This is a genomic window from Mesorhizobium sp. Ca11 (assembly GCF_020165275.1).
GTDB lineage: Bacteria > Pseudomonadota > Alphaproteobacteria > Rhizobiales > Rhizobiaceae > Mesorhizobium.
This window is the reverse complement of record NZ_JAIUHU010000020.1, coordinates 1-26007: the sequence shown is the minus strand read 5'-3', so window position 1 is coordinate 26007 and position 26007 is coordinate 1. Positions and strand designations below refer to the sequence as shown.

The 26007-nt window shown below is 63.8% G+C and carries 31 protein-coding genes; 15 read left to right on the top strand and 16 right to left on the bottom strand.

Going from position 1 to position 26007, the window contains the following annotated elements; all coding sequences use genetic code 11:
* Positions 1 to 7 precede the first annotated feature (7 nt).
* Together sugE and LB538_RS29215 are read right to left on the bottom strand one after the other, a co-directional pair.
* Positions 8 to 322 carry a quaternary ammonium compound efflux SMR transporter SugE gene (sugE, locus tag LB538_RS26305; protein WP_095769469.1) on the bottom strand — a complete coding sequence of 105 codons (315 nt, stop codon included), beginning with the start codon at positions 320 to 322 and terminating at the stop codon, positions 8 to 10.
* 187 nt (positions 323 to 509) lie between these two features.
* Complete coding sequence (locus LB538_RS29215) at positions 510 to 635, bottom strand: hypothetical protein (RefSeq protein WP_095769470.1); 126 nt, start codon at positions 633 to 635, stop codon at positions 510 to 512.
* Between the two features lie 198 nt (positions 636 to 833).
* On the opposite strand from LB538_RS29215, the gene LB538_RS26300 reads away from it, so the two are divergent.
* Positions 834 to 1793 (top strand): cation diffusion facilitator family transporter, encoded by a 960-nt coding sequence (locus tag LB538_RS26300; RefSeq protein WP_140845316.1) that lies wholly within the window; start codon positions 834 to 836, stop codon positions 1791 to 1793.
* 35 nt (positions 1794 to 1828) lie between these two features.
* Positions 1829 to 2233: a GFA family protein gene (locus LB538_RS26295; RefSeq protein WP_224532174.1), complete on the top strand. Its 405-nt coding sequence runs from the start codon at positions 1829 to 1831 to the stop codon at positions 2231 to 2233.
* Positions 2234 to 2476: 243 nt separating this feature from the next.
* On the opposite strand, the gene LB538_RS26290 is transcribed toward LB538_RS26295, so the two are convergent.
* On the bottom strand, positions 2477 to 3730 hold the full coding sequence (locus LB538_RS26290; RefSeq protein WP_224532173.1) for a DNA recombination protein RmuC: 1254 nt from the start codon (positions 3728 to 3730) through the stop codon (positions 2477 to 2479).
* A gap of 103 nt (positions 3731 to 3833) precedes the next feature.
* Here LB538_RS26290 and def point away from each other — a divergent pair, with 103 nt between their 5' ends.
* The 4 genes from def (at position 3834) to truA (ending at position 6875) form a co-directional block, all read left to right on the top strand.
* Positions 3834 to 4364, top strand: a complete 531-nt coding sequence (gene def, locus LB538_RS26285) for a peptide deformylase (RefSeq protein WP_040984875.1) — start codon at positions 3834 to 3836, stop codon at positions 4362 to 4364.
* A gap of 293 nt (positions 4365 to 4657) precedes the next feature.
* Complete coding sequence (fmt, locus tag LB538_RS26280; protein WP_224532172.1) at positions 4658 to 5593, top strand: methionyl-tRNA formyltransferase; 936 nt, start codon at positions 4658 to 4660, stop codon at positions 5591 to 5593.
* Positions 5590 to 6096: a GNAT family N-acetyltransferase gene (locus LB538_RS26275; RefSeq protein ID WP_095769476.1), complete on the top strand. Its 507-nt coding sequence runs from the start codon at positions 5590 to 5592 to the stop codon at positions 6094 to 6096. Before fmt ends, LB538_RS26275 begins: the two co-directional genes overlap by 4 nt.
* 23 nt (positions 6097 to 6119) lie before the next feature.
* Entirely contained in the window at positions 6120 to 6875 is a 756-nt protein-coding gene (gene truA / locus LB538_RS26270) for a tRNA pseudouridine(38-40) synthase TruA (RefSeq protein ID WP_224532171.1), read from the top strand.
* Positions 6876 to 6887: 12 nt separating this feature from the next.
* On the opposite strand, the gene LB538_RS26265 is transcribed toward truA, so the two are convergent.
* The 4 genes from LB538_RS26265 to dapE form a co-directional block, all read right to left on the bottom strand.
* The gene (locus LB538_RS26265) at positions 6888 to 7205 is read right to left on the bottom strand and encodes a type II toxin-antitoxin system RelE/ParE family toxin (protein ID WP_224532170.1); all 318 of its coding nucleotides are present in this window, start codon (positions 7203 to 7205) and stop codon (positions 6888 to 6890) included.
* Positions 7202 to 7483, bottom strand: coding sequence for a type II toxin-antitoxin system ParD family antitoxin (locus tag LB538_RS26260; protein WP_224532169.1), 282 nt, complete (start codon positions 7481 to 7483; stop codon positions 7202 to 7204). Before LB538_RS26260 ends, LB538_RS26265 begins: the two co-directional genes overlap by 4 nt.
* Positions 7484 to 7565: 82 nt before the next feature.
* Entirely contained in the window at positions 7566 to 8171 is a 606-nt protein-coding gene (locus LB538_RS26255) for a transporter (RefSeq protein WP_224532196.1), read from the bottom strand.
* 2 nt (positions 8172 to 8173) lie between these two features.
* Positions 8174 to 9373, bottom strand: a complete 1200-nt coding sequence (gene dapE / locus LB538_RS26250; protein ID WP_224532168.1) for a succinyl-diaminopimelate desuccinylase — start codon at positions 9371 to 9373, stop codon at positions 8174 to 8176.
* Between the two features lie 173 nt (positions 9374 to 9546).
* Between dapE and LB538_RS26245 the strand changes: the two genes are divergently transcribed.
* Complete coding sequence (locus LB538_RS26245) at positions 9547 to 10581, top strand: 2-dehydropantoate 2-reductase (protein WP_224532167.1); 1035 nt, start codon at positions 9547 to 9549, stop codon at positions 10579 to 10581.
* Here the strand turns inward: LB538_RS26245 and LB538_RS26240 are convergent.
* From LB538_RS26240 to dapD, 3 genes are read right to left on the bottom strand one after another with little or no spacing between them, the layout of a single operon-like run.
* Complete coding sequence (locus tag LB538_RS26240) at positions 10490 to 11257, bottom strand: hypothetical protein (RefSeq protein ID WP_224532166.1); 768 nt, start codon at positions 11255 to 11257, stop codon at positions 10490 to 10492. The two genes, LB538_RS26245 and LB538_RS26240, sit on opposite strands and share 92 nt — an antisense overlap.
* Before the next feature lie 6 nt (positions 11258 to 11263).
* Positions 11264 to 11635 carry a DUF805 domain-containing protein gene (locus LB538_RS26235; RefSeq protein WP_140635861.1) on the bottom strand — a complete coding sequence of 124 codons (372 nt, stop codon included), beginning with the start codon at positions 11633 to 11635 and terminating at the stop codon, positions 11264 to 11266.
* A 24-nt stretch (positions 11636 to 11659) separates the two neighbouring features.
* Positions 11660 to 12514 carry a 2,3,4,5-tetrahydropyridine-2,6-dicarboxylate N-succinyltransferase gene (gene dapD / locus LB538_RS26230; RefSeq protein ID WP_140845325.1) on the bottom strand — a complete coding sequence of 285 codons (855 nt, stop codon included), beginning with the start codon at positions 12512 to 12514 and terminating at the stop codon, positions 11660 to 11662.
* Between the two features lie 144 nt (positions 12515 to 12658).
* Here dapD and LB538_RS26225 point away from each other — a divergent pair, with 144 nt between their 5' ends.
* Positions 12659 to 13498 carry an LOG family protein gene (locus LB538_RS26225; protein ID WP_095769522.1) on the top strand — a complete coding sequence of 280 codons (840 nt, stop codon included), beginning with the start codon at positions 12659 to 12661 and terminating at the stop codon, positions 13496 to 13498.
* Positions 13499 to 13527: 29 nt separating this feature from the next.
* On the opposite strand, the gene LB538_RS26220 is transcribed toward LB538_RS26225, so the two are convergent.
* Both LB538_RS26220 and LB538_RS26215 read right to left on the bottom strand, forming a co-directional pair.
* Positions 13528 to 14151, bottom strand: coding sequence for a response regulator transcription factor (locus LB538_RS26220; RefSeq protein ID WP_318011901.1), 624 nt, complete (start codon positions 14149 to 14151; stop codon positions 13528 to 13530).
* A gap of 292 nt (positions 14152 to 14443) precedes the next feature.
* Positions 14444 to 15151: a sensor histidine kinase gene (locus LB538_RS26215; protein ID WP_224532164.1), complete on the bottom strand. Its 708-nt coding sequence runs from the start codon at positions 15149 to 15151 to the stop codon at positions 14444 to 14446.
* A gap of 222 nt (positions 15152 to 15373) precedes the next feature.
* On the opposite strand from LB538_RS26215, the gene LB538_RS26210 reads away from it, so the two are divergent.
* Together LB538_RS26210 and LB538_RS26205 are read left to right on the top strand one after the other, a co-directional pair.
* On the top strand, positions 15374 to 15790 hold the full coding sequence (locus LB538_RS26210) for a hypothetical protein (protein ID WP_176477154.1): 417 nt from the start codon (positions 15374 to 15376) through the stop codon (positions 15788 to 15790).
* Between the two features lie 192 nt (positions 15791 to 15982).
* Positions 15983 to 16435: a hypothetical protein gene (locus tag LB538_RS26205; protein WP_224532163.1), complete on the top strand. Its 453-nt coding sequence runs from the start codon at positions 15983 to 15985 to the stop codon at positions 16433 to 16435.
* 14 nt (positions 16436 to 16449) lie between these two features.
* Here LB538_RS26205 and LB538_RS26200 read toward each other — a convergent pair whose 3' ends face one another.
* The gene (locus tag LB538_RS26200; protein ID WP_224532162.1) at positions 16450 to 16815 is read right to left on the bottom strand and encodes a hypothetical protein; all 366 of its coding nucleotides are present in this window, start codon (positions 16813 to 16815) and stop codon (positions 16450 to 16452) included.
* A 481-nt stretch (positions 16816 to 17296) separates the two neighbouring features.
* On the bottom strand, positions 17297 to 18004 hold the full coding sequence (locus LB538_RS26195; protein WP_095769490.1) for a pyrimidine 5'-nucleotidase: 708 nt from the start codon (positions 18002 to 18004) through the stop codon (positions 17297 to 17299).
* Between the two features lie 150 nt (positions 18005 to 18154).
* Between LB538_RS26195 and LB538_RS26190 the strand changes: the two genes are divergently transcribed.
* The 3 genes from LB538_RS26190 to LB538_RS26180 all read left to right on the top strand — a co-directional run bounded on the left by LB538_RS26190 (position 18155) and on the right by LB538_RS26180 (position 20684).
* A complete protein-coding gene (locus LB538_RS26190; RefSeq protein ID WP_140845369.1) occupies positions 18155 to 18916 on the top strand; it encodes a GGDEF domain-containing protein in 762 nt (253 codons plus the stop codon).
* Positions 18917 to 19089: 173 nt separating this feature from the next.
* Entirely contained in the window at positions 19090 to 19248 is a 159-nt protein-coding gene (locus LB538_RS26185) for a hypothetical protein (protein WP_224532161.1), read from the top strand.
* Complete coding sequence (locus LB538_RS26180) at positions 19245 to 20684, top strand: GMC oxidoreductase (RefSeq protein WP_224532160.1); 1440 nt, start codon at positions 19245 to 19247, stop codon at positions 20682 to 20684. The genes LB538_RS26185 and LB538_RS26180 overlap by 4 nt, the downstream gene beginning before the upstream one ends.
* A gap of 606 nt (positions 20685 to 21290) precedes the next feature.
* Here LB538_RS26180 and phhA read toward each other — a convergent pair.
* Entirely contained in the window at positions 21291 to 22127 is an 837-nt protein-coding gene (gene phhA, locus LB538_RS26175) for a phenylalanine 4-monooxygenase (RefSeq protein ID WP_224532159.1), read from the bottom strand.
* A gap of 135 nt (positions 22128 to 22262) precedes the next feature.
* Here phhA and LB538_RS26170 point away from each other — a divergent pair, with 135 nt between their 5' ends.
* Together LB538_RS26170 and bchE are read left to right on the top strand one after the other, a co-directional pair.
* Positions 22263 to 22739 (top strand): Lrp/AsnC family transcriptional regulator, encoded by a 477-nt coding sequence (locus LB538_RS26170; protein WP_224532158.1) that lies wholly within the window; start codon positions 22263 to 22265, stop codon positions 22737 to 22739.
* Between the two features lie 102 nt (positions 22740 to 22841).
* Positions 22842 to 24410 (top strand): magnesium-protoporphyrin IX monomethyl ester anaerobic oxidative cyclase, encoded by a 1569-nt coding sequence (gene bchE, locus LB538_RS26165; RefSeq protein WP_224532157.1) that lies wholly within the window; start codon positions 22842 to 22844, stop codon positions 24408 to 24410.
* A gap of 43 nt (positions 24411 to 24453) precedes the next feature.
* On the opposite strand, the gene argB is transcribed toward bchE, so the two are convergent.
* Positions 24454 to 25347: an acetylglutamate kinase gene (gene argB / locus LB538_RS26160; RefSeq protein WP_095769496.1), complete on the bottom strand. Its 894-nt coding sequence runs from the start codon at positions 25345 to 25347 to the stop codon at positions 24454 to 24456.
* Between the last annotated feature and the right edge of the window lie 660 nt (positions 25348 to 26007).

Sequence of the window (26007 nt, the reverse complement as noted above, 5' to 3'; positions counted from 1 at the left end):
TAGCAGGCTAGGCGACCAGTTTCAGCCCGACGATGCCGCAGACGATCAGGCCGATACAGGCGAGCCGGACGATCGTCGCCGGCTCGCCGAGCAGCCAGATGCCGAGCAGCGCCGTGCCGACGGTGCCGATGCCGGTCCACACCGCATAGGCCGTGCCGACAGGCAGCGTCTTCAGCGCCAGCCCGAGCAGGCCGAGGCTTACGATCATCGAGGCGATGGTGAGAAGGGTCGGCAGCGGCTTGGAGAAGCCGGCGGTATATTTGAGGCCGATCGCCCAGCCGATCTCGAACAGGCCGGCGAAGAAAAGAAAAATCCAGGACATCGAAGACACTCCGTCATTCCAGCATCGCCTGAGATGCTTGGCGGCGGGTCGTCCCGGCCGGTTTTCGGGGAAGCGAGGTCGTCCTCGCCCTTTGATATGGCGTAGCCTCGATCAACAAAACACCGGCAGCATTGTCATGCCGCCGGTTCAAAGTCAGCACTGAGCCGGGTCGGCCGAATTCGGCCGCTTACTTTTCCTTGATACGCAACGCCTTGACCGGCGGCGCCTTCGGAGCCGGGGCCGCGGCGGGCTTCTTGGCGTCCTTCTTCGGCTTGCGGGCTTCCTTGCCCGCCTTCATCGCACCTTTAGCCATGATTCGCTCCTCCGATTGTGGACGTGCGAGTGAAACAAGAGAAATGCCCAGCTGCAAGAGGCTGTGCCGCTTTGCGAAGCCGGTCGACCGGCTGTCAACCGATTTCCGGGCACAGCGCGGTTCGAAACCTCGCACGGGCTGGTGCATTGTCTGTGAGGCGGGCCGCTAGGCTCGGGCGCGGGGCAGCTCGGAGATCGGATGGCAGGACATAGCGGGTCGAGACGGGTGATCTACGCCGCGCTCGCCGGCAATTTGGCGATCGCGGCGACCAAATTCGCGGCGGCCGCCCTCACCGGTTCGTCCGCCATGCTGTCGGAAGGCGTGCATTCGCTGGTCGACACCGGCAACGGCGCGCTGCTCCTCCACGGCATGCGTCGCGCCGCCCGGCCGCCCGACCGAACCCATCCGCTCGGCCACGGACGCGAGCTCTATTTCTGGAGCTTTATCGTGGCGCTTCTGGTGTTCGCGCTCGGTGCCGGCGTCTCATTCTATGAAGGCGTCATCCACATCATGGCGCCCGAGCCGTTCGTCAACGCCAAGGTCAACTACATCGTGCTTGCCCTTTCCTTCGTCTTCGAAGGCAGCTCATGGCTGTTAGCGCTGAAGGAGTTCCGGCAGCAGAAGGGCAAGCAAGGCTGGCTGCAGGCCGTGCAATCGAGCAAGGATCCCAGCGTTTATACAGTGCTGTTCGAGGACAGCGCCGCGCTGCTCGGGCTGGCAGTCGCTTTCGCCGGCATCCTGTCGGCCCAGCTTCTGGAAATCCCCGAGCTCGACGGCCTCGGCTCGATCGGCATCGCCATCATCCTCGGCGCGACCGCCATCTTCCTGGCGCGCGAGAGCAAAGGGCTGCTGCTGGGCGAACCTGCCTCATCCGAAGTGCAGAAGAAGGTGCTGGCGATCGTCCAGGACGATCCGGCGGTGCAGCGCGCGAACGGAATCCTGAGCGTCCATATCGGGCCGGAGGAAATCGTCGCGGGCTTGAGCATCGAATTCGAGGATCATCTCAGCGCGCCCGATATCGAGGCCTGCGTCGAGCGCCTGGAAGCCAGGCTCAAGAAGGAAATGCCGCAAATATCGAGGCTCTTCGTCAAGCCGCAGGCAACTGGCACATGGGAGCGGCGGCGCAAGGCCATGGCCGAGGCCTCGGAGGAGGGATAGATTTTGACAACGCGAACTTGTCAGGAGGAAGGCCTATGAAGATCGACGGCGGATGCCATTGCGGCGCCATCGCCTATGAAGCGGAGGTCGATCCGGAAAAGACCTCGATCTGCCACTGCACCGACTGCCAGCAGCTGACCGGCACGGCCTTTCGCGTGACCATCGGCGCGCCGGAAGAGCATTACCGGATTACCAAGGGCACACCGAAAGTCTATATCAAGACCGGATCCAGCGGGGCCAAGCGCGCGCAGGGGTTTTGCGGCGAATGCGGATCGCATCTTTATGCGACGTCGGTTGGCGATGGACCGAAAATCTATGGTATTAGGGTGGGCACGGCGCGCCAGCGCGACCAACTGGTGCCGAGAAGACAGGTCTGGCACCGCTCGGCGTTGCATTGGCTGCCGGAGTTTGAAGGCATGGCGACCATCGAGGAGCAGTAGCACTGTCGGATCGGCCCGTTGACGGAAGCCTCGGCGATTGGCTGACTGTTTCGCGCCTTCGTCATCCTCGGGCATGACCCGAAGATCCATGCCGTGACCGATATGAGGGGCTCGGCGGAGCAAAATTCTTAGCCGTCTCATTGCGTTAGCCTCATGGCATGCAAGGCGTTCCAGACAATCTCCAAGGGATGCGACCTCGCCAGCGAAGGAAGAATCGGTCGTTCCAACGTCGGCGTCGAGCGACTACTCGTCGCCCTCGACGACGCGCAGCCTGAGCTGACCCGTCTTGGAGTCTGCTACCCGCGAACCGCCTTCGGCCTTTGGCGCGGCACCTCGCGCGGCCTCGGTCTCGCCTTCCGCGAATTCCAGCGCCTCGATCTTCTGGCCGCGCTTGGTCACCTTCGACGTCGACACCAGGATGTCGTCGATGTCGCGCGCCGCCTGGCCGAAATGTGTCTGCAGCCGACGTACCCGCTCGTCGACCCGACCCACATCTTCCATCAGGCGGATGACCTCGCCCTGGATCAGATGCGCCTGCTCGCGCATACGCGCGTCCTTGAGGATCGCCTGGATCACCTGGATCGACAGCATCAGCAGCGAGGGCGAGACGATGACGACGCGAGCGCGATGCGCCTTCTGCACCACCGCCTCGAAATTCTCGTGGATCTCGGCAAACACCGATTCCGACGGCACGAACATGAAGGCGGTGTCCTGTGTCTCGCCCTGGATCAGGTATTTTTCGGCGATATCGCGGATATGCACCTCGATGTCGCGACGGAAAGCCTGGGCCGCCGCCTTCTGCATGGCCTCGCCCTCGGCGGCGCGGATGGCGTTCCACGCCTCCAGCGGAAACTTGGCGTCGATGGCGAGTGACGGCGCGCCGTTGGGCATCCGCACCAGGCAATCGGGCCGGCTGCCGTTGGAGAGACTGGCCTGGAACTCATAGGCGCCGTGCGGCAGGCCGTCGGCGACGATCGCTTCCATCCGTGACTGGCCGAAGGCGCCGCGCGTCTGCTTGTTGGAGAGGATAGCCTGCAGCTGCACGACCTGGCCGGCCAAGGACTGGATGTTGCCTTGCGCGGTGTCGATCACCGCCAGCCGCTCCTGCAGCTTGGCCAGGCTCTCATGCGTCGACCTGGTCTGCTCGGCCATGGTCTGGCCGAGGCGCCCCGTCATGGCGTCGAGCCGTTGTCCGAGCGACTGGGTGAGCTCGGCCTGGCGCGCCCCGAACACCTCGGCGATCGCCCCCATGCGCCCCTGCATCTCGGCCTGCGCTTGCATGATGTCGGCCATCCTCGCCTCGGCATCGCGGGCATGGTCGGCGGCTTCGGCGGCCGCCGCCGCGCGTGCCCCGGCCGCGCGCCACAAGGCGACGACGAGCGCCACGGACAGCGCAAGCAGAAGGATCGCGCCGAAAGCCAGCGCCTGGCCAAGCGTCACGGTCGTGGCGCCAAGCCGCGCGATGGGCTCGGAAAGGACGGAGGTCATGTCGTTCATTTGGGCAGCATAACCGATTCGGCCTCCTGGCACAGATCAAAACGTGAACAGGTCAAAGATGCCCCGGTTGACGCTTTTCAAGCGAGGTCTTAGGTGAGACGCCATGTCGATCAAGCCGCTCATCATCCTTCCCGATCCCGTCCTGCGCCAGGTTTCCAAGCCGGTCGAGCGCGTCGATGCCGATTTGCGCAAGCTCGCCGACGACATGCTGGAGACCATGTATGACGCGCCGGGCATCGGCCTCGCGGCGATCCAGGTCGGCGAGCCGCGGCGGCTGCTGGTCATAGACCTTGCCAAGGAAGGCGAGGAGCCTCAGCCGCATGTCTTCATCAATCCGGAAGTGCTCGAAAGTTCCGACCAGCGGTCCGTCTATGAGGAAGGCTGCCTGTCGATCCCCGACTATTACGCCGAGGTCGAGCGCCCGGCTTCGGTGCGGGTGAAGTATCTCGACCGCGACGGCAAGCTGCAGGAGATGCAGGCGGAAGGCCTGATGGCCACCTGCCTGCAGCACGAGATCGACCATCTCAACGGCGTTTTGTTCATCGACCACATCTCGAAGCTCAAGCGCGACATGGTGGTGCGGAAGTTCAAGAAGCTCGCCAAGGACAAGGCGCCGGGCAAGATGGTGGGCTAGGCGACGCCTTTCCGCGCCTGAAAGAACCCTGGATCATGATATCAGTCGAAGGTTTCGATGGACGACACCCCGATCAGCAACATTCCTGAACCTGGCCCAAAGCCACAAGTCTCCACATGGGATGCGATCCGCAGCGCATTCATGTCTGAAGACGCGACAGCGACGAATTTGCCGATATGATGAATGAGATCGAGGCTCAGAGGAAGCGCGATTTCGGCCGCGATTTCGACGATTGATCGAGATTCGCGAAAGCAAGCGCCAAAGCGGGCGGTAGGAACAGGAGCACATCCGTCATGCCGCTTCGCGTCATCTTCATGGGCACGCCGGATTTCTCAGTGCCGACCTTGCGCGCCATCGCCGAGGCCGGCCACGAGATCGCGGTCGTCTACACCCAGCCGCCGCGCGCCGCCGGCCGGCGCGGGCTGGAGCTGACGCCGTCGCCGGTGCAGCGCGAGGCCGAGCGGCTGGGGCTCGACGTTCGGACGCCGACGTCGCTGAAAAGCGAGGCCGAGCAGCAGGCTTTTGCCGCCTTGCAGGCCGATGTCGCGGTGGTCGTCGCCTACGGCCTGCTGCTGCCGAAAGCCGTTCTGGACGCGCCAAGGCTGGGCTGCCTCAACGGCCATGCCTCGCTTTTGCCACGCTGGCGTGGTGCTGCTCCCATCCAGCGCGCCATCATGGCCGGCGATAGCGAGACCGGCATGATGGTCATGAAGATGGAAGAGGGTCTGGACACCGGGCCGGTGGCAATGGTTGAAAAAGTCGCCATCGCGCCCGACATGACAGCCGGCGAATTGCATGACCGACTGATGATTCAAGGCGCCTCGCTGATGGTTGAGGCGCTCGCGCAGTTGGGGATAAATTGTCTGACATTTACCCAACAGGCAACGGCAGGGGTGACCTACGCCCGAAAGATCGATAAATCGGAGACACGCGTAGACTGGACGCGACCTTCTGGCGAAGTCCACAATCACATTCGCGGCCTCTCGCCCTTTCCGGGCGCGTGGTGCGAGGTCGACATTGGCGGCCGCATGGAGCGGCTGAAACTGCTTCGCTCGACGCTCTCGGATGGCGTCGGCGAGTCGGGAGGAATTCTCGATGACCGGCTGACGGTCGCCTGCGGGACAGGCGCGGTCAGGCTGGTCGAAGTTCAACGGGCGGGCGGAAAGCCTGCCACTGCGCAGGAGTTTTTGCGCGGAGCCAAGATCGAAAAAGGAACGAAACTCACATGAGCATGATGTCGATACGCGCGGCGACGCCGCGGGATCGCGAGGCGATCCGCCTCGTCGAAGAACATGCCTTTGGCCAGCAGGCGGAAGCCGGCCTGGTCGACGCGCTTGTCACCGGCGGTGATGCCGTCGTCGAGCTGGTTGCGGAGGAAGACGGGCAGGTCGTCGGCCATATTCTTTTCTCGCGACTGTTCGTTCAGAACGGCACCAAGCAGTTCGCCGCCGTCGCGCTGGCGCCGCTGGCGGTCGAGCCGTCGTTCCACGGCACCGGCATCGGCGGCGCGCTGATCCGCGAGGCGCATGTCCGCCTCAAGGAAGCCGGCGAGATGCTGGCCGTGGTGCTGGGCGATCCGGTCTATTACGGCCGCTTCGGGTACGCCCATGCGCGCGCCGCAGGATTCGAGAGCGAGTATCAGGGCGAGGCGCTGCAGGCGCTGGCCTGGGGCGACGCGCCCGAGACCGGCAGGCTGGTCTACGCTTCTGCCTTTACCGCTTTAGCCGCCTAGGCGAGCGGCAAGCGCCGCAGGACATGCCGCGTTTTCGGCTCGATATCGAATATGACGGCAGCCAATTCGCCGGCTGGCAGCATCAGGCCGACCAGCCCTCGGTGCAGCAGGCGATCGAGCAGGCGATCGAGAAGTTCTGCGGCGAAGAGGTAAGAATACGTGCCGCCGGCCGCACCGATGCCGGCGTGCACGCCACCGCGCAGGTCGCCCATGTCGACCTGGCCAAAGCGTGGTCGGGCGACAAGGTGCGCGACGCCGTCAACGCGCATCTGCATGCGGCCGGCACGCGTGTCGCCATTCTGAAGGCTGCCGTCGTCGCCGACGGTTTCGACGCGCGGTTTTCCGCCACCGGCCGGCATTATCTTTATCGCATCCTCAACCGCCGGGCGCCGGCGGCGCTGGAAAAGGGCAAGGTCTGGTGGGTGCCGAAGCGGCTCGACGCCGAGGCCATGCATGAGGCGGCCAAGGTGCTGCTCGGAAAGCATGACTTCACCACCTTCCGCTCAACCCAGTGCCAGGCCGAAAGCCCGGTCCGCACGCTTGACCGCCTCGACGTCAGCCGCGATGGAGACTTCATCGAGCTGCGCAGCTCGGCGCGCTCTTTTCTGCACAACCAGGTTCGCTCGATGGTCGGCTCGCTGAAGCGCGTCGGCGACGGCTCCTGGAGCGCCGCCGATCTCAAGGCGGCGCTCGAAGCGCGCGACCGCGCCGCCTGCGGCCAGGTAGCGCCGCCGGACGGGTTGTTTCTTGTCGGGGTGGATTATCCGGAGGACGCCTGACGGCAGCGTCGATCAGTCGGCGTCGACCCCGGCGAGTTCGTCCGACCAGTTGGCTCCGCCATAAAACAGTCGCAGGATCACCACCCGCTCAGGTTCCACCACGAAGGCGACGGTGATTCGGCGCTCAAACCCGACGACACGAAGCCCCGGCCGCACATCGTCACGAAGCGTGCCGCGTTCGGAGCCATGCTCGAGACGCTCGCAGAACGCTCGTATGCGACTGTCATAGCGGTCCGCTGTGACGGAGCTACTGGCTTCTGCAACGATAGTATAAATACGGTCGAGATCGTCGCCGGCATCAAGTGAGTAGACGACGGCGCGGCGCTTCACGGTTTCTTCTGCGAGTGGGTCTCGTGGCGCTTGCGCGCCCGGTGGGCCATTTCAGCAGGCGAAATGACTTTGCCAGGGTTTGTCTTCAACGCATCATAGGTCGGTGCGACTTCCTCGCGCAGCCAGCGCTCCACCGCGGCGTCGCGCTCCTGAAGGGCGCGAAGCCCCGCGCGGATGACTTCGCTGCTGGTCGCATAGGTGCCTGAGCGGACGAGTTGATCGATAAAGGCGGCTTGCTCCGCCGGCAGGCTGAAGGTGCGTTTTTCGGCGGCGGACATAGATTCCCTCCAGAAGAGAACGGTATGAAATTATCATACCATTCTGCCCCGTAAATTGAAAGACCTTGTCAATCGGGCAGGATCAACCCGTCGTGCCGTCCGGTATGTCGATGCCGAGCAGCGCCTGCAGGCCGAACAGGACCAGCAGCGAGGCAACGAACATGCCGATGAACACGGCCGTGCCCACCGCAGCGCCTTTGCCGATGGTTGTATTGGTCATGCGCCAGGTCAGCACCATCGACAGGGCGAACAGCGCCAGCGACACGAGACTGCTGACCTCGCTGGCGGAAGGCAGGAGCAGCCTGAGCAGCGCCGAGGGCAGCATCAGCCAGGCGATGATCGCCGACGCCCAGTTGGACGCGACGACATAGTGGACGAAGCGGCCGCCGATGCCGGCGCGGGGCGCCACCAGCGCAAGCGCCACCAGCGGCAGCACCCAGGAGCCGATATCGACGGTCGCCAGCCTTACCAGCATGCCGAGGCGCCCGGCGAAGGCATCGGGGTCGCCGACCTCATTGGCTATGCCGACCCAGCCGACGATCAGCGCCGGCGCCGCCACGACGATGGCAAAGAACGAATTCCAGAAACCGTCGGCCGAAAGGTCGAGCAGGCGCAGGCCATCAGCCTTGCCGAACATCAGCCGCCAGGCGCCGGCCAGCGAAGCATAGGTTTCGTCTGCCGAAAGCATGGTCACGAAAGGCCTTGTCCGAACCAGTCTTCGATAAAGCGTTCGTAGATTTGCGTCAGCGTCTCGAGGTCGGCAAGCGCGACGCGCTCGTCCACCATATGCATGGTCTTGCCGACCAGCCCGAACTCGACCACCGGGCAATAATCCTTGATGAAGCGCGCGTCCGACGTGCCGCCGGAGGTGGAGAGTGCCGGCCTCTTGCCGACCACCGCCTTGACCGAACCGCTCAGCGTATCGATCAGCTTGTCGTCGCGGGTGAGGAAGACATGGCTCGGCCGGTCGCGCCAGACAAGCTCGTAGTCGACCGGCGCCTTCTTGCCCGGCCGGTATTTCTTGCGCCCGGCGGCCTGGTCGAGCCGGTTGTGGATCTCGGCCTGGACCGATTCGGCGTCCCAGGTGTCGTTGAAGCGGATGTTGAAAATGGCTGTCGCCTTCGCCGGGATGACGTTGGTCGCCGCATTGCCGACATCGATCGACGTCACTTCGAGGTTGGTCGGCTGGAAATCCTTCGTGCCCTTGTCGAACACCGGATGGAGCAGCGCGTCGACAAGGCTCATCAGGCCACGCACCGGATTGTCGGCAAGCTGCGGATAGGCGGCATGGCCCTGGCGTCCGTTGACGGTCACGCTGCCCGACAGCGAGCCGCGCCGGCCGATCTTGATCATGTCGCCGAGCGCATCGGGATTGGTCGGCTCGCCGACGATCGAGGCGTCCCACTTCTCGCCCTTGGCCGCTGCCCAGTCGAGCAGCTTGGTGGTGCCGTTGATGGCCGGACCTTCCTCGTCGCCGGTGATCAGCAGCGACACCGAGCCTTTCGGGCCGCCATTCTGCGCGACATGGCGCGCAACCGCGGCGATAAAGCAGGCGATGCCGCCCTTCATGTCGACGGCGCCGCGGCCGTACATCTCGCCATTGGCGATTTCGGCGGCGAAGGGGGGATGCGTCCAGGCCGCCTCGTCGCCCACCGGCACCACATCGGTATGGCCGGCAAACATCAGATGCGGGCCGTTGCCCGAGCGCCGCGCATAGAGATTTTCGATATCCGGCGTGCCGTCTTCCGAGAAGATTGGACGCTCGACCGAAAAGCCGAGCGGTTTCAGCATGTCTTCAAGGGCCGCAAGCGCGCCACCCTCGGCGGGCGTCACGGACGGGCAGCGGATCAGGGCGGCAAGATTCGCGGCGGGATCGGTAGGCAATGTCATGGGCAAAGCGATAGTCGAAAGCGTTTGTCGTGTCACGGTGGCAGATGATCGCCGCTCATGCCGCCGACAATATGGTTTTCATGACGGTAAATGCATGTCGCCCGCAAGTGTGCGGCAGTTCTGGGAGAACGACATGCCTAATAGTAAGGTGGCGGCCACGCGAGGACGAGCGCATGGCCCGTGAAACGAAGACGATCGCAATAGCCGGCGCCGGCAGCATCGGCTGCTATGTCGGCGGCTGCCTGGCGCTCGCCGGACGCAAGGTCGTCTTCCTCGGCCGCGGCCGTGTCGTCGCGGCCATGCGCGAAAGCGGGCTGCGCGCCAGCGATCTTGATGGCCGTGAACGCCGCATCGAAGCGCAAGCGATTTCGGCCTCCGACGATCCGGCGGCAGCGCTCCCCGATGCGGATGTCATCCTGGTGACGGTGAAGAGCGGCGCAACCGAGGAGATGGCCGGGCTGGTCGCCGCCCACGCGCGCGCTGATGCCGTGGTGGTCAGCCTGCAGAACGGCGTCGACAACGCGGACAGGTTGCGCGCCGCGCTTCCTGGACGGCGGGTGCTGACCGGCATGGTGATGTTCAACGTCGTCCTGTCGCCCGATGGCGAGGCGCCGTTGCGTGCGCACCGCGCCAGCCAGGGCGAGGTGATGATCGACGACGGCGTCGACGGCCTTGTCGACCTGCTCGACGTCGACGGGCTTGCCGTCGAAGCGCGCGCCGACATGAAGGCGGTGCAGTGGGGCAAATTGCTGATGAACCTCAACAATGCCCTCGTCGCGCTTTCCGACCTGCCGCTGGCGAAGCAGCTCGCCGACCGAAGCTGGCGCGTCATCCTGGCTGGCCAGATCGATGAAGCGCTCGCCGCGATGCGAGCGGCGGGCATAGCGCTTGCGCGCATTACCGGCCTGCCGCCGTCGCTGCTGCCGAAAGTGCTGCGGCTGCCCGACTGGCTGTTCGGGCTTCTGGCTCGCCGCATGCTTGCGATCGACCCTCAAGCGCGCTCGTCGATGTGGGACGACCTGAAACGCGGCCGCCCGACCGAGATCGACGAATTGCAGGGCGCCGTCATTCGCCTGGCCAGGCAAACGGGCATTCCGACGCCGATCAACGAACGCGTCAGCGCGCTGGTGCGTCAGGCGGAAGCGGCAAAGCGCGGTCCGCCCGGCCTCGGGCCGGAAGCGGTCGGCGGCGGTCGTCGATCAGCGTGATCTTCTGCCAGATCTTGCGCGACAGGTTGGAGCTAAGATTCTCGATATCGTTGACGGCGTTGACGACGACATCGTCATTGACCGATTGCGCGAACAGCGCCGCGACCTTGCCGGCGATCGACAGCATTTCGGAGCAATAGTCGAGATAGCGCGCCAGGTCGGCCGCGTCGGTGATGCGGGCGGGCGAGTGCGAGGTCGGCTTGAAATCGGCCGACAAGGTCGCCGGATCCTTGGTCAATTGATGCATGTCGATGACATGGATCAGCGAGCGCAGCCCGTGCAGCTGCCGGAAAACCTTCTTGCGCTTGATCCGCTCCTCGGCGCGGATCAGCGCCAGCAGCCCGAGCACTGCCAAGATGACCGTGTTGATCGTCGCCTCGATGCCTTGCATCGACTGCACGGCATCGTCGGCACCCGAAATGCGGTCGAGCGGCAGGATGGTGCCGACGAACAGGAACATCGCCACGCCGGCGACGAAGGCCGCGACGATGGCGCCGCGCAGCCACCAGATCGGCGCTTCCAGTTCCTTCGCGGCCTTGGCGAGGTCTCGCGACAGCGACACCAGTTCGCCGGCAACGGCGCGCAGGCCCCTTTCCGGGAAACGCTCCGCGACCCGCTCCTCCAGCCTTTGAGCGGTCTCGATGATCCGCATCGGATCGAGCGTGCGATAGCGCATGCGACCTCAGCTATCGCCCGGCGCGTTGGTGCGCCTGCCGTAGCGGTTCGGTCCGGGATCGCTGCGGAAACAGGCCAGGATGATGAGCAGGATGGGACCGATGATGAGCGAGATCAGCGCAAAATAGGTCGGCTTGCCGAAATCATGAAACCGCTTCGCCGTCACCGCGAAGGTGGCCCAGGCCGAGATCAGCAGCACGCCCCAGCATATCATGGCCCAGTTCTGGCTGGCGGTCGTGTTCAGCTCCACCCGCGCGAACTGGTAGAACGGGAAAAACTGGACAAGGACCAGCAAAATCCCGGCCAGCGCATAGGCGACCGGGCTCAGCCGCCCCGAAAGGCTGAAGAACAGCCAGAGGAATTGCGATCGTTCAGCCAATGGCGTCCGCTCCGTCGTGGAGGATCAATCGCGCAGCAATTCGTTGATCGAGGTCTTCGACCGGGTCTTGGCGTCGACGCGCTTGACGATGACGGCGCAGTAGAGGCTCGGGCCCGGCTCGCCATTGGGCAGCGGCTTTCCGGGCAGCGATCCGGCGACGACCACCGAGTTCGGCGGCACCTCGCCGTAAAAAACCTCGCCGGTGGCGCGGTCGACGATCTTGGTCGACTGGCCGATGAACACGCCCATGCCGAGCACCGAGCCTTCGCGCACGATGCAGCCTTCGACCACTTCGGAGCGGGCGCCGATAAAGCAATTGTCCTCGATGATGGTCGGGCCGGCCTGCATCGGCTCCAGCACGCCGCCGATGCCGACGCCGCCGGAAAGATGCACGTTCTTGCCGATCTGGGCGCAGGAGCCGACCGAAGCCCAGGTGTCGACCATGGTGCCGGTATCGACATAGGCCCCGACATTGACGAAGGACGGCATCAGCACGGCGCCCGGCGCGACATAGGCCGAGCGGCGCACGATCGAGGACGGCACGGCGCGGAAGCCTGCCTTCTCGAAGTCGACGGCGCTCCAGCCGTCGAACTTGGACGGCACCTTGTCCCACCACACCGCCTGGCCGGGACCGCCCTTGATGATCTCCATCGGATTCAGCCGGAAGGAGAGCAGCACCGCCTTCTTCAGCCACTGGTTGACGTGCCACTTGCCGTCGTCCTGCCGTTCGGCGACGCGGGCGACGCCGCGGTCGAGCAGGTCGAGCGCCGACTGGATGGCGTCGCGCGTCTCGCCGCGCGTCGCGGTCGAAATCGCGTCGCGCTCCTCGAAGGCCTTCTCGATGGTTCTTTCGAGGCTCGCCAGATCGGGCTTCGACATGATTTCGCTCCATTACCAAGCTGTTAAGGGGCCACGCCTTAACCTGTTTAAAAGTCGCGCGGACCCTATGTTAAGGCTCAATGGGGGTCAATCGCGCCTGCGGCACGGGACGGCGCAAGTGAAGGAATTGGACGGGTGGATTCGATGACTCCCATGGAAAAGGCAGGGTGGACGCCGCTGCCGCATTCGGACGAGGATCTGGAGCGCTCGAAAGGCGTGCCGGATACCCCGCAGACGCGTGCCGAGACCTACCGGCTGGCCTGGAACGATCCCGAGTTCATGACGCGTCGCGAATTGCGCGCCGTGCGGCTGCAGCTCGAGCTCCTGAAGCCGGAAATGATCCTGGCCGAACGCGGCATTCATTCGACGGTCATCCTGTTCGGCGGCGCCCGCCTGCCGGAACCCGGCGGCGAAGCCTGGGCGGCCAAGAACGAGACGCAGAAGAAGAACCTCGAGGCGAACAGCAAATATTACGAGGAAGCCCGCAGATTCGCGCGTCTGTGCTCGCAGCAGTCGGCCACCTCCTATTATCGTGAATATGTCGTCGTCACCGGCGGCGGGCCCGGCGTCATGGAAGCGGGCAACCGCGGCGCCGACGATGTCGGCGCGCCATCGATCGGCTTGAACATCGTGCTGCCGCACGAGCAGGCGCCCAACGCCTATGTCACGCCGGAGCTGTGCTTCAACTTCCACTATTTCGCCGTCCGCAAGATGCATTTCGTCATGCGCGCCAAGGCGGTCGCGGTGTTTCCGGGCGGCTTCGGCACGATGGACGAGTTCTTCGAGACGCTGACACTCATCCAGACGGGACGAATGGAGCGCGTCCCGGTCATCCTGTTCGGCAAGGCGTTCTGGCAAAGGGCGATCGATCTCGATTTCCTCGCCGAGCAGGGCACGATCTCGCCCGGCGACCAGGACATCATCGATTTCGTCGACACGGCCGAAGAGGCCTGGGAGATCATCCGCCGCTTCTACAAGCTTTAAGGGCGGGAAGACAAACCTGCCCGGTCTGCCTACGCCGGCAGCTCGACCAGCCAGCCATTCGAGTGCGCGAAACGCACGATGGCCGCCCGTGAGTGCAGCGCGAGCTTCTCGGTTGCCCTGGTGCGGTAGGTCTCGATCGTCTTTATGCTGAGGTTGAGCCGGGACGAGATTTCCTTGTTGCTGTAGCCGAGCGCCACCAGCTGGATGACCGACCGTTCCCGCTCGCTGAGATTGCCGGGATCGCCCTGGGTGGCGCCGCGCGGGCTCAATATGCGCGCGGCGAGCGCCGGATCGACATAGTTGTCGCCGGCCAATACGCAGCGGATGGCCTGCAGCAGGTCCGTCGCCGTCGACCGCTTGACCACGAAGCCGCGGCCGCCGGCCGCAAGCACCTGGCGCAGGCAGCCTGGGTCCTCATGCGCCGTCAGCGCTATGCAGCTGACCTCGGGAAAGCGTTCGCCAAGCCGTTCGATCAGCGTGACCCCGTTGACGCCGGGAAGCGATATGTCGACCACGGCGACATCGGGTAGCGTCTTGCCGATCCCTTCAAGTGCATCCTCGGCGTTTCCGGCCAGTCCGACGATCGTCAGATCGTCCTGGCTGTCGATCATCGCGCCGACCCCCGACAGGATGATCGGATGGTCATCGACCACGAATATGCGCCTGCAGCACACCTTAACCTCCATCAGTCTGCCAAAGGCCCTGTCACGCGGAAAGGGTCCTCTTGTCCTTGATGGTCTAGGCAACTGGCCCGCCTGGCGCGGGACGCCCGTCTGTTCTGGCGGCCTGAACGGCCGCAACGGGTAAGCCATCCCCCGCCTAACCCAATGAAGCCGGACTGTAAGCCACCGCTAATGTCCGGGATGTGCAGCGCTTCACGTAGCCCCACCTGACGCCGAAGATGCCGTTTCAGACTTGTTCGCGTCTTGTCGGCCGGACCGTCGATCAGCCGGCCAGAGGCACATCGGCGTAAATGGTGGTCCCCTTGCCCCTGGCGGTTTCAACCCACAATTTGCCACCGACCAGCGCCAGCCGCTCCCTCATTCCGGCAAGGCCCAAATGGCCCGGACCCGGTTCGGCGCTGGCGTCGAAGCCGCGGCCGTCATCCTCGATCGTCAGGCGTATCCGATCGTCCTGGATGTGCGCCGTGACGCTTACGCGGCCCGGCGCGGCATGCTTGCCGATATTGGTGAGCGCTTCCTGCGCAACGCGGTACAAAGTGAGCGCGATCTCGGCAGGCGGCGGGCTCGACAGGGCTTCAAGATCCATCTCGCATGCAATGCCAAGTTGACCGCAAAGCATGGTGGCCAGGTCCTCGACCGAAGCTCTGAGGCCTTGGTGATCGAGGTCCGCGGGTCGCAGGCTCCAGGCGGCGTCATGCACCCTGGCGCTCAGCTGGTCGATAAGCATCGCGGCGCGCTCGAGGCGGGCGTCCATCTCCGGCGAGCCGGCGCGAACGATGTGCAATTCGAGCGCGACGCTGGCGAGCAGCTGGCCAAGATCGTCATGCAGCTCGCGCGACAGGCGCAGGCGCTGCTCTTCCTGCACGGCAACCAGATGCCGCGCCAGACCACGGCGCTTTCCCGAGCTTTCACCTTTGCCGGTGTCGATGCCACCCTCCACCGTCAACGCCGCGCCCGCGAGAAGAGGCACAAGGTTGATACTCCGCGCAATATACACCCGGCATACGCCTTTATGCCTGTCAGTTTTTTCCTGATTGCTTCAACTTTTCCTGACACGGGGGTCAGCAGAAAAACCGGCCGCACCTGCCGATCAGCCCGAATTCGTGGGCGCTATTTCCGCGTGCATCCTTAGAGCGTCCTCCCGGTCATCTTGACCTGGCCGGGAAGCTCAACACCAACCAAGGAGAACGTCATGAGAAAGATCATCCTGGCCGCGGCCGTGCTGTCGGCTCTGACCGGTTCGGCATCCGCATTTTCGGTCGGTAGCGGCAACGGCAACGGCAACGGCAATGTCGGCGTCGGCAACGGCAATGGGAACGGCAACGCCAACACCGGCGCCTTCAACGGCAACTTCAACGGCAATGGCAATTTCGGCTTCGGCAACGGCAACGGGAACGGCAACGCCAATATGGGCGCCTTCAACGGCAACTATAACGGCAACCTCAATGCCGGCGCCGCCAACGGCAACGGCAACGGCAACGGCAATTTCGGCCTCGGCAACGGCAACCTGAACGGCAACGGGAACTGGGGCATCGGAAACGGAAGCGCCAACGGCAACGGCAACGCCGGTGTCGGCAACGGCAACGGAAACGGCAACGGGAACCACTAGTCCCCGCCCAACCGCCGGCGTCGCCAAGCTTCAGCTTGGAAAGACGCTGATGGCTCTGGGACCGTCGAGCCAAGCGCCCGTCCCCCGCGCAAGGCTACCGCGACATGTCGCCGGCGGTCCCAGTCCTTTTCGCCCAATCCTTTTTGAAACAGACCCCAATTTCAAAAGCTAAGCCATGGAAGGAGCTCGCAGATGAAACGCTACGTCATACCGGCGCTATGCCTGGGGTTGTTGAGCGCAACCGCGGCGAAGGCTGACACCACGACCGGCAGCCAGGCCTTCGGCATGTCGGCCGTCCAGGGAGCGGTCGGCAAATACGGCCAATCCATCGGCGCGAACGTCAGGGGCATGAACCCGCTCGGCAAATTCGGCGGCAATGTCGGCTACAAGAACAGCGGTACGGGCAATATCGGCGCCTTCAACAGCGGCACCGGCAATGTCGGCGCTTTCAACGGCAACAACAACACCTCGCCGACGAGCGGCAACGGCAACATTGGCGCCTTCAACGGCAACTCCAACACCGGCCAATACAACGGCAACAGCAACATCGGTGCCGGCAATGGCAACTTCAACGGCGGCAACTTCAACGGAAACGGCAATGTCGGCGCCTTCAACGGCAACTCCAACGGCCGGGGAAACCGCTGATGACCGGCTTGAGCTCATCCACCCGGCCTCGCAGGCGCCGGGTGGCGGCGAGGCTGCTTGACGGCAACGGCCTCGCGCTCGGCACACTGCTTGCCGCGTTCCTGGCCGCCGACGCCTCGACCCTTGTCAGGATTGCCGACCTTCCAATCGGGGCCGGTGTCGCCAGCGGTCTTGGCAATACCGGAAATTTCAACGGCAACGGAAATTCCGGCAACTTCAACGGCAATGGCAACAGCGGCAATTTCAACGGCAACGGCAATGCTGGAAGTTTCAGCGGCAACTTCAATGGCGGCAGCTTCAACGGCAACGCCAATTGCGGCAATGGCCACGGCAATGGCTATGCGTCGGACGGCAATGGCAACGGTACGAGCAGCAGGCAATCCGGACCTGTGCAGGTTTTTGAAGGAGCTGAACGGCCGACTGGGACTGCCGCCCGGCACGATTCCGGATTTCGATTAGAGCAATTCCAGGAAAGTGCGCAGCGGTCTTCCGCCCGGAATTGCGTTTCGCCGTTTCCGTGAAACGGCCCTAGGTCTTCGGTACAAGGTCGCAGGCCTAGGCCAGATATTCACCGCCCATTTCCGAAATCAGCGCAAACGCCGGCGATTGGCTGAAGTCGCCCGAACCTCGTCATTCCAGGGCGGAGCAGCCGCGAAGCGGCGTCGCGGAGACCCTGGAATCCATTCCGTGACCATGATCAAACAGTGCAGCGGAGCAGAATTCTGCACCGCGGCAGCGCTCATACGTCACGGAATGGATCCTCGGGTCTGCGCGCGTCGCTTCGCTCCTTGCTCCGCCCGTGGATGACGATCGCGATGGGCGTTTCGGCCAATCGCCAAGGCATGCCTATGCAAACACCGTTCAAGCTACGACGTCGACGATCGCGGTCAGGAAACCGGCGAGGTCGTCGGTGACGAAATCGACGTCGTCCTCGTTTGCGGGGTCGCGTTCCCAGATCTCCGAGAAGGTCGGCTCGAAATTGCGCGGCACCACCAGCACGGTCGTCATGCCGAGCGTTTTCGGCACGGCCAGATTGCGCGCCAGATCCTCGAACATCACCGCATTGTGCCCGGTCACCGAGTGCAATTCGGCAAAACGCTCATAGGTCTGGCGCTCCGGCTTGGGGCTCAGCCCCGCCGCGACGATGTCGAAGATGGCGTCGAAATGTTCCAGTATGCCGAGCTGGCGCGCGGTGCGTTCGGCGTGCCTGCGGTCGCCATTGGTGAAGATGAACTTGCGCCCGGGAAGCTGGCGGATCGCTGCGCCCAGCACCGGATCCGGCACCAGCCGCGAATAGTCGATGTCGTGCACCTTCTCGAGGAAATCGTCGGGATCGATGCCGTGCCGCTTCATCAGCCCGTTCAGCGTCGTGCCGTATTCCAGGTAGAGCTCCTTCTGCAGCTTGCGCGCGTCGTCGCGCGAAAGCGTCAGCAGCTCGCCGACATAGGCGGTCATCTTCACGTCGATCTGCGCGAACAGGTTCGAGTGATGCGGATAGAGCGTGTTGTCGAGGTCGAATACCCAGTCCGTGACATGGGCGAAGCGGGCGGGATCGGGTGTCGTTGTCATGGGTTTCTTATGGCATGCCGACGCTGGATTTATCCACAACTTATGCGCGTCACGAAATGTGAAAATGGCGCCTCGCTTCAAATTTTAAAAGTCCTGGAAAGGTCGCCTTTAACGCTTGCTGGCACACAAGCTGACCCTTGGGAGCAAGTGATGAGCCGCATAATTTTGAGGGCCGCTGCCGTGGCGTTCGCTTCGGTCGCTGCCTCGCTGTTGTTGACGCTGATTGTGATGCCGGCGATGGGCTTTCCGATGAGCCGCACGGTCTGGCTGGCGTCGACGGTTTGTCCGCTCGTGCTCGCCTGGGCCGCCAGCGCCAGCAGCTTCTGGCAGAGCGATCGGTTGCAGAATGCTCATCGCGAGCTTGCCCGGGCCCACGCGCAGCTCGCGGCGGCGCACAGGCGCCTGTCGGAAAAGGCAAGCCGGGACGACATGACCGGCATGCTCAACCGCGAGACCTTTTTCGCCGCGCTCGACGGTTCGCGGCGCAAGAGCGATCGCGGCGCGCTGCTCATCATCGACGCCGATCACTTCAAGAGGATCAATGACAGTTATGGTCATCTGACCGGAGACGAAGCGCTGCTTTTGATCGCCGGCGCCATCGAACGCGGCATTCGCAGCGGCGACCTGCTCGGCCGCATCGGCGGCGAGGAATTCGCGGCTTTCCTGGTTGGCGCCAGCGAACCGGAAGCCAAGCATATCGCCGAACGCATCCGCCGCGAGGTCGAGCTGATCCGTTTCCGCCCGGTCGACGAGCGGACCGTGCCGCTCACGGTTTCGATCGGCGGGGTCTGCTGCGGCGAGAGTGCGACCATTTCGGATTTGATGCGCGCCGCCGACCGCAGGCTTTACGAAGCCAAGAACCGCGGCCGCAATCGTTCGATTCTCGACCGCGAGCTGCCCGAGGCGGCATGAAGCCTCGCCGCAGGCGTTAGGAATGCCCTAACCATGTCCATATTCAACCGCGCTAAACTTCCTGGTGTAACGCCGTTTTCACCTGGGTCTGGCACGGAATTGGCCTCCCAGGCGGCATATGTGCCGTTGAGGAACGGCATGCGTGGATCGAGGCCCCTGTCGAGAGACGTGTCATGAGCAGGTTCATGAAAAAAATGTCGCGCCGCGCGATCGTGCAGGCGCTGATCGCGCTTCCTGCCCTGTCGCTGTTCCGCAGCCAGCAGCCCGTGGTCGATGCCGATGATATCGTCGAGATCAATGGCTGGATCCTGCGGCGAAGCGACCTCGCATGATCTTCGACAGCTACGAGGCCTACAAGCAGGCCGGCTTCAAACCCAAGGCCTGCATTCTCGGCTCCGGCCCGGCCGGCACGACGATCGCCAGGAAGCTCGGCGCAGCCGGCATCCCGGTGGTCGTGCTGGAGGCGGGTTCGCGCGAGTTCAGCGATGAGTCGCAGGATTTCTACCGCGGCAAGACGGTTGGCGATTTCTATTTCGACCTCGACATCACCAGGCTGCGCTTCATGGGCGGCTCGTCCAATCACTGGGCCGGCTGGTGCCGCGTGCTCGACAAACAGGACTTCGAGCCCAAGCCATGGGCGCCGGACACCGGCTGGCCGATCGGCCGCGCCGACATCGAGCCCTATCTTGGCGAAGTTCACGATATCCTCGAGCTGCCCGATTTCCGTCCCGACGTCCCGATTTCGGACGACATCCGCTGGGTTCAATTGATCAAGAGCCCGGCGGTTCGCTTCGGCGAGAAGTTCGCCGACGAGCTCGACAAGAGCAGGAACGTCGCCGTCGTGCTCAACACCTACGCGACCGAGCTCACCGGCGACGGCAAGCGCGTCACCGGCGCGAAGCTATGGTCGAACGGCCAGGATGCCGGCACCTTCGCGGCGGACTATTTCGTCACCTGCACCGGCGGGCTGGAGAACTCGCGGCTGCTGTTGTGGTCGAATGAGCGCTCGAATGGCGGCGTGGTACCGAACGCGGCGGCGCTCGGCCGTTACTGGATGGAGCATCCGACCTTCCAGGGCGGCAATGCCATCCTCGCCAATTATTCGGAGTTCGAGGTCGACGCCTCGAAAGAAGCCTTCTTCTCGCCGACGCTTGCCGCGATGGAGCGGCTGCAGATCATGAATTTCGGTATCCGCCTGATCGAGTCGCCGTATCCCAATGTCAAGAAATTGATCGCCGATCTCGCCTGCACGGCGCCCAACATGGCGGAATGGATGTCTTCCCAGCTGGACCAGAGGCTGCGTTGCGCCGCCCAGCTTTACGTCGCCTGGGAACAGGCGCCGCTCGCCTCCAACCAGATCGCGCTGTCGAAGGCCGATGTCGACCACGCCGGCGTGCCGCGCATCGAATTGCACTGGAAGAAGTCGCCGCTCGAACGCCGCACGCTGCTCGAAGGCCTGAAGCTTTTCGGCACGACTATGGCGCAGAAGAATCTCGGCCGCGTCCGCATCGACGACTGGATCGGCAATGGCGGCGATTATCCGACCAATGAGGAAACGGCCGGCCACCACCATATGGGCGGCACCCGCATGGGCACCGACGTCTTGAAGAGCGTCGTCGACGCCAATTGCAAGGTGCACGGCATGGACAATCTCTATGTCGGCGGCTCGTCAGTGTTCTGCACGGCGGGCCAGTGCAACCCGACGACGACCATCACCGCGCTTGCCTGCCGCCTCGGCGAGCATCTGGGCAAGGTGATCGCCGTCTGATTTCGACCGTGCTGCGCATTCATCAATGCGCCCTGCAGAGCGAGCAGTTGGCCAGGATCAAGGCCGAGCCTGACAAGGCATAGCCAGAGGATCAGCGCAGGATTTTGAAAAATTGCCGTTGCGACGGGCACGATTTTCACCGTTGCTTTCGGTGAAATCAGCGCAGACGCTGGCGATTGGCGGAAGCCTTCCAACCTCGTCATTCCAGGGCGAAGCAGCCGCGAAGCGGCGTCGCGGAGATCCTGGATCCATTCCGTGATTCTGATCAAAGAGTGCAGCTGAGCAGAATTCTGCACCGCGGCAGCGCTCATGCGACACGGAATGGATCCTCGGGTCTGCGCGCGTCGCTTCGCTCCTTGCTCCGCCCGTGGATGACGACTGGGTGGGCGTTTCGGCTAACCGCCAAGGCATGGCATCTGCCAACGCAAACATAGCCAACCGGTCAAAATCCCTGTGCTGGGGAACTAATTGCAAAAAGGCACAAAGCGGTCCAGCCGCCTGCCGGCAGCTGAACCGCCCTGATTGTCGGTTGGGCGAGAACCGACCTCAGAGCAATTCCAGGAAAAGTGCGTTGCGGTTTTCCGTCCGGAATAGCGTAAACAACACTCAGATCGTCGCCGGGTCGAGCGCCGGCTGGCCCTTGAACCGCGCCACGATGCCGGCGAGGTCGCCATGGGCGAAAGCATCGCGCAGCGCATCAAAGGACGGCAGCACGAAATAGGCGCGCTGGAACTTGTCGATCTCATAGCCGGTGCGCATCACCGTCTCGAGGTCGAACGGCACATGGTGCGCGTCCTTGCTCTCGACTGCGAATTGCAGCTCGGTGAAGGACGACATCAGCCCGGCGCCGAAAGCTTTCAACGGCTGCCCGGCTTCCTGGATGAGGCCGTACTCGGCGCTGTACCAGTAGAGCCTCGTGATCATCTCGTCGCCGCCGAGCGCGATCAGATCTTCGGCCTTCCGGCCATACATCTGCATGAAATCGGCGAACACCGGCTGGGTCAGGATCGGCACATGGCCGAAGAAATCGTGGAACATGTCCGGCTCGACGATGTAGTCGAGCTCCTTCTTCGTCCGCAGCCAATTGGTCACCGGGAAACGCCGGTTGGCGAGATGATCGAAGAAGGGGCCGGCCGGAATGAGGCCGGGCACCGCAACGATCTCCCAGCCCGTCAGCCTGGCGAGCTTTTCGCTGACGGCATCGAAATCCGGAATCCTGTCGAGCAGCCCGAGCGCCGCGACGCCGTCGAGATACGAGCGGTGCGCGAGCTTCCGCGTCAGCTTCGTCTGGCGATCGCAAAGCGTGCGCCACACCGCCTGCTCCTCGGCGGAGTAGCCGTAGCCCTGCGCCACGGTGAAATCGCTGCGGCAGACAGAATAGTCGCCCCGCAGGCCCTGCGCCGCGCATTCGGCGGCATAATCGGCAACGCTGATCGTCATCATATCCTCCTCAAGATCGTGATCCGCGGATCGTGAAGAGGAGTTTAGAAGCGACCGCTGAGGCAAATCAGCTTTGTTTATGGCACGCCAGCTGATTTGGAGGTAAAAACGCTCAGATCAACGCGAGACTGAGAAAAAATGCCTCAATTCGACGATTTCGAGATAAGGATGCTCGACATCCTGCAGCGCGACGGCCGCAAGCCCGTCTCGGAGCTGGCGCAGGAGATCGGCCTGTCGACCACGCCTTGCGCGCGCCGCTTCGACGCCCTGCAGGAGGCCGGTATCATCAAGGGCTTTGCCGCCGTGCTCAGCCGCCGCGCCGTGGGCTTGACCGTCGAGGTGTTCATCCAGGTGCGGCTGGTCAGCCACAGCGACGGCTCGCCCGAAAGCTTCATCGCCGCCGTGCAGCGCATGGACGAGGTCTCGTCCTGCTGGACGATGACAGGCGACTACGATTTCCTGCTGCACGTCTTGGTGCCGTCGGTGGACGACTTGAACGCCTTCGTCATGCACCGGCTGATGCGTCTGCCCGGTGTGCGCGACGTCCACACGCAACTGGTGCTGCAGAACATCAAGGGACCCGGCCACGTGCCGCTCAGCCATCTGCGGCGCTGATCCGGTCAAATCTGGCGAAAAGCTGCGTGGAAACTGCTGAACCGCGCCAAGGCGGCTTCGCCATCTGTCATTAGCACAAGCGGACCAACATGGAGGTCCGCCTTGAACATCGTGCTTATCAATCCGCCGCACACCGCCATCGGCAGCCGTGTGCCCGACGACCACCTGCCGCCGCTCGGTCTTTTGGCGATCGGCGGGCCGCTGATCGATTCCGGCCATCAGGTACGCCTGGTCGACGCCGAGTTCGGGCCGATGCCGCTTGCGGCGCTCGTGGACGAGGCGCTGCGCGGCGATCCGGATTTCGTGCTGATCGGCCATTCCGGCTCGACTTCGGCGCATCCGACGGCCTTGAAGATCGCCGAGATGATCAAGGCCCGCGCGCCGGGCGTCGTCGTCATCTATGGCGGTGTCTTCCCGACCTATCACTGGCGCGATATCCTCGCTGCGACCGACGTCTTCGACTTCATCGTGCGCGGCGAGGGCGAGGCGACCGCGACGGCGCTGGTCGAGGCGATCGAGATGCGCCAGCCGGTGGCGAGCGTTGCCGGCATCGCCTATCGCGACGATTTCGGCCGTCCTGTCGCGACGCAGGCGGCGATGACCATAGCCGACCTCGATGCCTGGCGGGTCGGCTGGGAGCTGATCGATCATCGCCGCTACTCCTATTGGGGCGGCAAGCGGGCCGTGGTCATGCAGTTCTCGCGCGGCTGCCCGCATCTGTGCAACTACTGCGGCCAGCGCGGTTTCTGGACCCGCTGGCGCCACCGCGACCCGGTCAAATTCGCCAGGGAGATTGCCTGGCTGCATCGCGAGCACGGCGTCGAGCTGATCAATCTGGCCGACGAGAACCCGACTTCCTCGAAAAAGGCCTGGCGCGCCTTTCTCGACGCCATGATCGCCGAGAACGTGCCGGTGCTGATCGTCGGCTCGACCCGCGCCGACGATATCGTGCGCGATGCCGATATCCTGCATCTTTATCGCAGGGCCGGCGTCATCCGCTGGCTGCTCGGCATGGAGAACACCGACGAGCAGACGCTGTCGCTGATCCGCAAGGGCGGCAACACGAAGTCCGACCGCGAAGCGATCCGGCTGCTCAGGCGGCACGGCATCCTGTCGATGGCGACCTGGGTCGCCGGCTTCGAGGACGAGACCTTGCGCGATCTCTGGCGCGGCTTCCGCCAGCTCATCGCCTATGACCCCGACCAGATCCAAGCGCTCTATGTCACGCCGCATCGCTGGACGCCGTTCTTCCGCATCGCCAAGGATCGCAAGGTGATCCAGAAGGACGTGCGCCTGTGGGATTACAAGCACCAGGTTCTGCACATGACCAGGCTGAAACCCTGGATGCTGTTCTTCGCCGTCAAGCTGATCGAGGTCGCGGTGCAGTCGCGGCCGAAGGCGCTGGCGCGCATCCTGTTCCACCCTGATCCCGAGCAGCGCCATTCGATGCGCTGGTACACGAAGATGGGCCGACGCGTCTGGTTCCGCGAGGTCTGGGGGTTTCTGGTCCGCGACGGCCGCATCACGGATGGGCCGACATTAGCCGAATTCTGGGGCGCGCCGCAGGACGCCGAGGAGGAATCGATGATCGTCGGGCGCCAGCCACGCAAGTCCGTCGCGCCGGTCATTGAAGATCGACGCGCGCCTGCGGCAAGAAAGTTAGCCGGCTGACATGGCGGTTCACCATTACATGGAAATGGTGAACTTGCCTTCCTTACGGAACGATCAGCGTGCCGGCGCCGTGCTCGGTAAACAACTCCAGCAGCACCGAATGCGGCGTCTTGCCGTTGAGGATGACGACGCCTTCGACGCCGCGCTCGATCGCCTCGATGCAAGTCTCGACCTTCGGGATCATGCCGCCCGACACCGTGCCGTCCTTGATCAGCGCCCTGGCCTCGGCGACGGTCAGCTCGTCGATCAGCTTCTTGTTCTTGTCGAGGACGCCCGGCACGTCGGTGAGGAAGAGCAGGCGCGAGGCGCGGCAGGCGCCGGCGATGGCGCCGGCAAAGGTGTCGGCATTGATGTTGTAGGTGTGGCCGTCGCGGCCGGGCGCCACCGGTGCCAGCACCGGGATCATTTCCGAGCGCGCCAGAAGGTCGAGCAGCGTGCGGTCGACCTCGACCGGCTCGCCGACGAAGCCGAGATCGAGCACGCGCTCGATGTTGGAATCCGGATCGACCATGGTCTTGCGCGCCTTTTCGGCGAACACCATGTTGCCGTCCTTGCCGCATAGCCCGATCGCCCATTCGCCCTCGGCGTTGATCAGCGCCACGATCTCCTTGTTGATCGAGCCGGCCAGCACCATCTCGACGATCTCGACCGTCTTCTGGTCGGTGACGCGCAGGCCGCCCTCGAACTTGGATTCGATGCCCATCTTGGTGAGCATCGCGCCGATCTGCGGCCCGCCGCCATGCACGACGATCGGATTGACGCCGGATTGTTTCAACAGCGCGATGTCGCGGGCGAACGCCTTGCCGAGCTCGGTATCGCCCATGGCATGCCCGCCATATTTCACCACTACCGTCTTGTTCTCGTAGCGCTGCATATAAGGCAGCGCGCGCGAGAGCAGCGCGGCCTGCATTTCGGCGGTGGCGGCGATGTCCGTCATCGGTATCGATCCCAGCTAGCGTGAATGGCGGCCTCTTAGCTGGAATTGCCGCAGGTCGCAAACGGCTTTGCGGTCACAATAACGATATCTGCCAGTTCCCCAGCACAGGGATTTTGACCGGCCGGCTAACTTTGCGTTGGCAACCGGCATGCCTTGGAGACTCGCCGAAACGGCCCTGCCTCGTCATCCACGGGCGGAGCAAGGAGCGTAACGACGCGCGCAGACCCGAGGATCCAATTCCGTAATGTCCGAGCGCCGCCGCGGTGCAGAATTCTGCTCCGCTGCACTTTTGACTAAGGTCACGGAATGGATTCCAGGGTCTTCGCGACGCCACTGCGCGGCTGCTCCGCCCTGGAATGACGAGGTTGGGAGGCTTCGGCCAATCTCCAACGCCTGCGTTGGTTTCACCGACACAATGACGAAATCTGCTAGCTCCCAGCACAGTAATTTTGCCCGGGGCAGGCCGTGTTTATGTTGGCAGGCGGCATGCCTTGGAGATTGGCCGAAACGGCCCAACCTCGTCATCCACGGGCGGAGCAAGGAGCGAAGCGACGCGCGCAGACCCGAGGATCCATTCCGTAACGTCCGAGCGCCGCCGCGGTGCAGAATTCTGCTCCGCTGCACTTTTGACTAAGGTCACGGAATGGATTCCAGGGTCTT

Coding starts and splice junctions, on each gene's coding strand:
- sugE (WP_095769469.1), bottom strand. CDS start 322: ATGTCCTGGATTTTTCTTTTCTTCGCCGGCCTGTTCGAGATCGGCTGG.
- LB538_RS29215 (WP_095769470.1), bottom strand. CDS start 635: ATGGCTAAAGGTGCGATGAAGGCGGGCAAGGAAGCCCGCAAGCCGAAG.
- LB538_RS26300 (WP_140845316.1), top strand. CDS start 834: ATGGCAGGACATAGCGGGTCGAGACGGGTGATCTACGCCGCGCTCGCC.
- LB538_RS26295 (WP_224532174.1), top strand. CDS start 1,829: ATGAAGATCGACGGCGGATGCCATTGCGGCGCCATCGCCTATGAAGCG.
- LB538_RS26290 (WP_224532173.1), bottom strand. CDS start 3,730: ATGAACGACATGACCTCCGTCCTTTCCGAGCCCATCGCGCGGCTTGGC.
- def (WP_040984875.1), top strand. CDS start 3,834: ATGTCGATCAAGCCGCTCATCATCCTTCCCGATCCCGTCCTGCGCCAG.
- fmt (WP_224532172.1), top strand. CDS start 4,658: ATGCCGCTTCGCGTCATCTTCATGGGCACGCCGGATTTCTCAGTGCCG.
- LB538_RS26275 (WP_095769476.1), top strand. CDS start 5,590: ATGAGCATGATGTCGATACGCGCGGCGACGCCGCGGGATCGCGAGGCG.
- truA (WP_224532171.1), top strand. CDS start 6,120: ATGCCGCGTTTTCGGCTCGATATCGAATATGACGGCAGCCAATTCGCC.
- LB538_RS26260 (WP_224532169.1), bottom strand. CDS start 7,483: ATGTCCGCCGCCGAAAAACGCACCTTCAGCCTGCCGGCGGAGCAAGCC.
- LB538_RS26255 (WP_224532196.1), bottom strand. CDS start 8,171: ATGCTTTCGGCAGACGAAACCTATGCTTCGCTGGCCGGCGCCTGGCGG.
- dapE (WP_224532168.1), bottom strand. CDS start 9,373: ATGACATTGCCTACCGATCCCGCCGCGAATCTTGCCGCCCTGATCCGC.
- LB538_RS26245 (WP_224532167.1), top strand. CDS start 9,547: ATGGCCCGTGAAACGAAGACGATCGCAATAGCCGGCGCCGGCAGCATC.
- LB538_RS26240 (WP_224532166.1), bottom strand. CDS start 11,257: ATGCGCTATCGCACGCTCGATCCGATGCGGATCATCGAGACCGCTCAA.
- dapD (WP_140845325.1), bottom strand. CDS start 12,514: ATGTCGAAGCCCGATCTGGCGAGCCTCGAAAGAACCATCGAGAAGGCC.
- LB538_RS26225 (WP_095769522.1), top strand. CDS start 12,659: ATGACTCCCATGGAAAAGGCAGGGTGGACGCCGCTGCCGCATTCGGAC.
- LB538_RS26210 (WP_176477154.1), top strand. CDS start 15,374: ATGAGAAAGATCATCCTGGCCGCGGCCGTGCTGTCGGCTCTGACCGGT.
- LB538_RS26205 (WP_224532163.1), top strand. CDS start 15,983: ATGAAACGCTACGTCATACCGGCGCTATGCCTGGGGTTGTTGAGCGCA.
- LB538_RS26195 (WP_095769490.1), bottom strand. CDS start 18,004: ATGACAACGACACCCGATCCCGCCCGCTTCGCCCATGTCACGGACTGG.
- LB538_RS26190 (WP_140845369.1), top strand. CDS start 18,155: ATGAGCCGCATAATTTTGAGGGCCGCTGCCGTGGCGTTCGCTTCGGTC.
- LB538_RS26185 (WP_224532161.1), top strand. CDS start 19,090: ATGAGCAGGTTCATGAAAAAAATGTCGCGCCGCGCGATCGTGCAGGCG.
- LB538_RS26180 (WP_224532160.1), top strand. CDS start 19,245: ATGATCTTCGACAGCTACGAGGCCTACAAGCAGGCCGGCTTCAAACCC.
- phhA (WP_224532159.1), bottom strand. CDS start 22,127: ATGATGACGATCAGCGTTGCCGATTATGCCGCCGAATGCGCGGCGCAG.
- LB538_RS26170 (WP_224532158.1), top strand. CDS start 22,263: ATGCCTCAATTCGACGATTTCGAGATAAGGATGCTCGACATCCTGCAG.
- argB (WP_095769496.1), bottom strand. CDS start 25,347: ATGACGGACATCGCCGCCACCGCCGAAATGCAGGCCGCGCTGCTCTCG.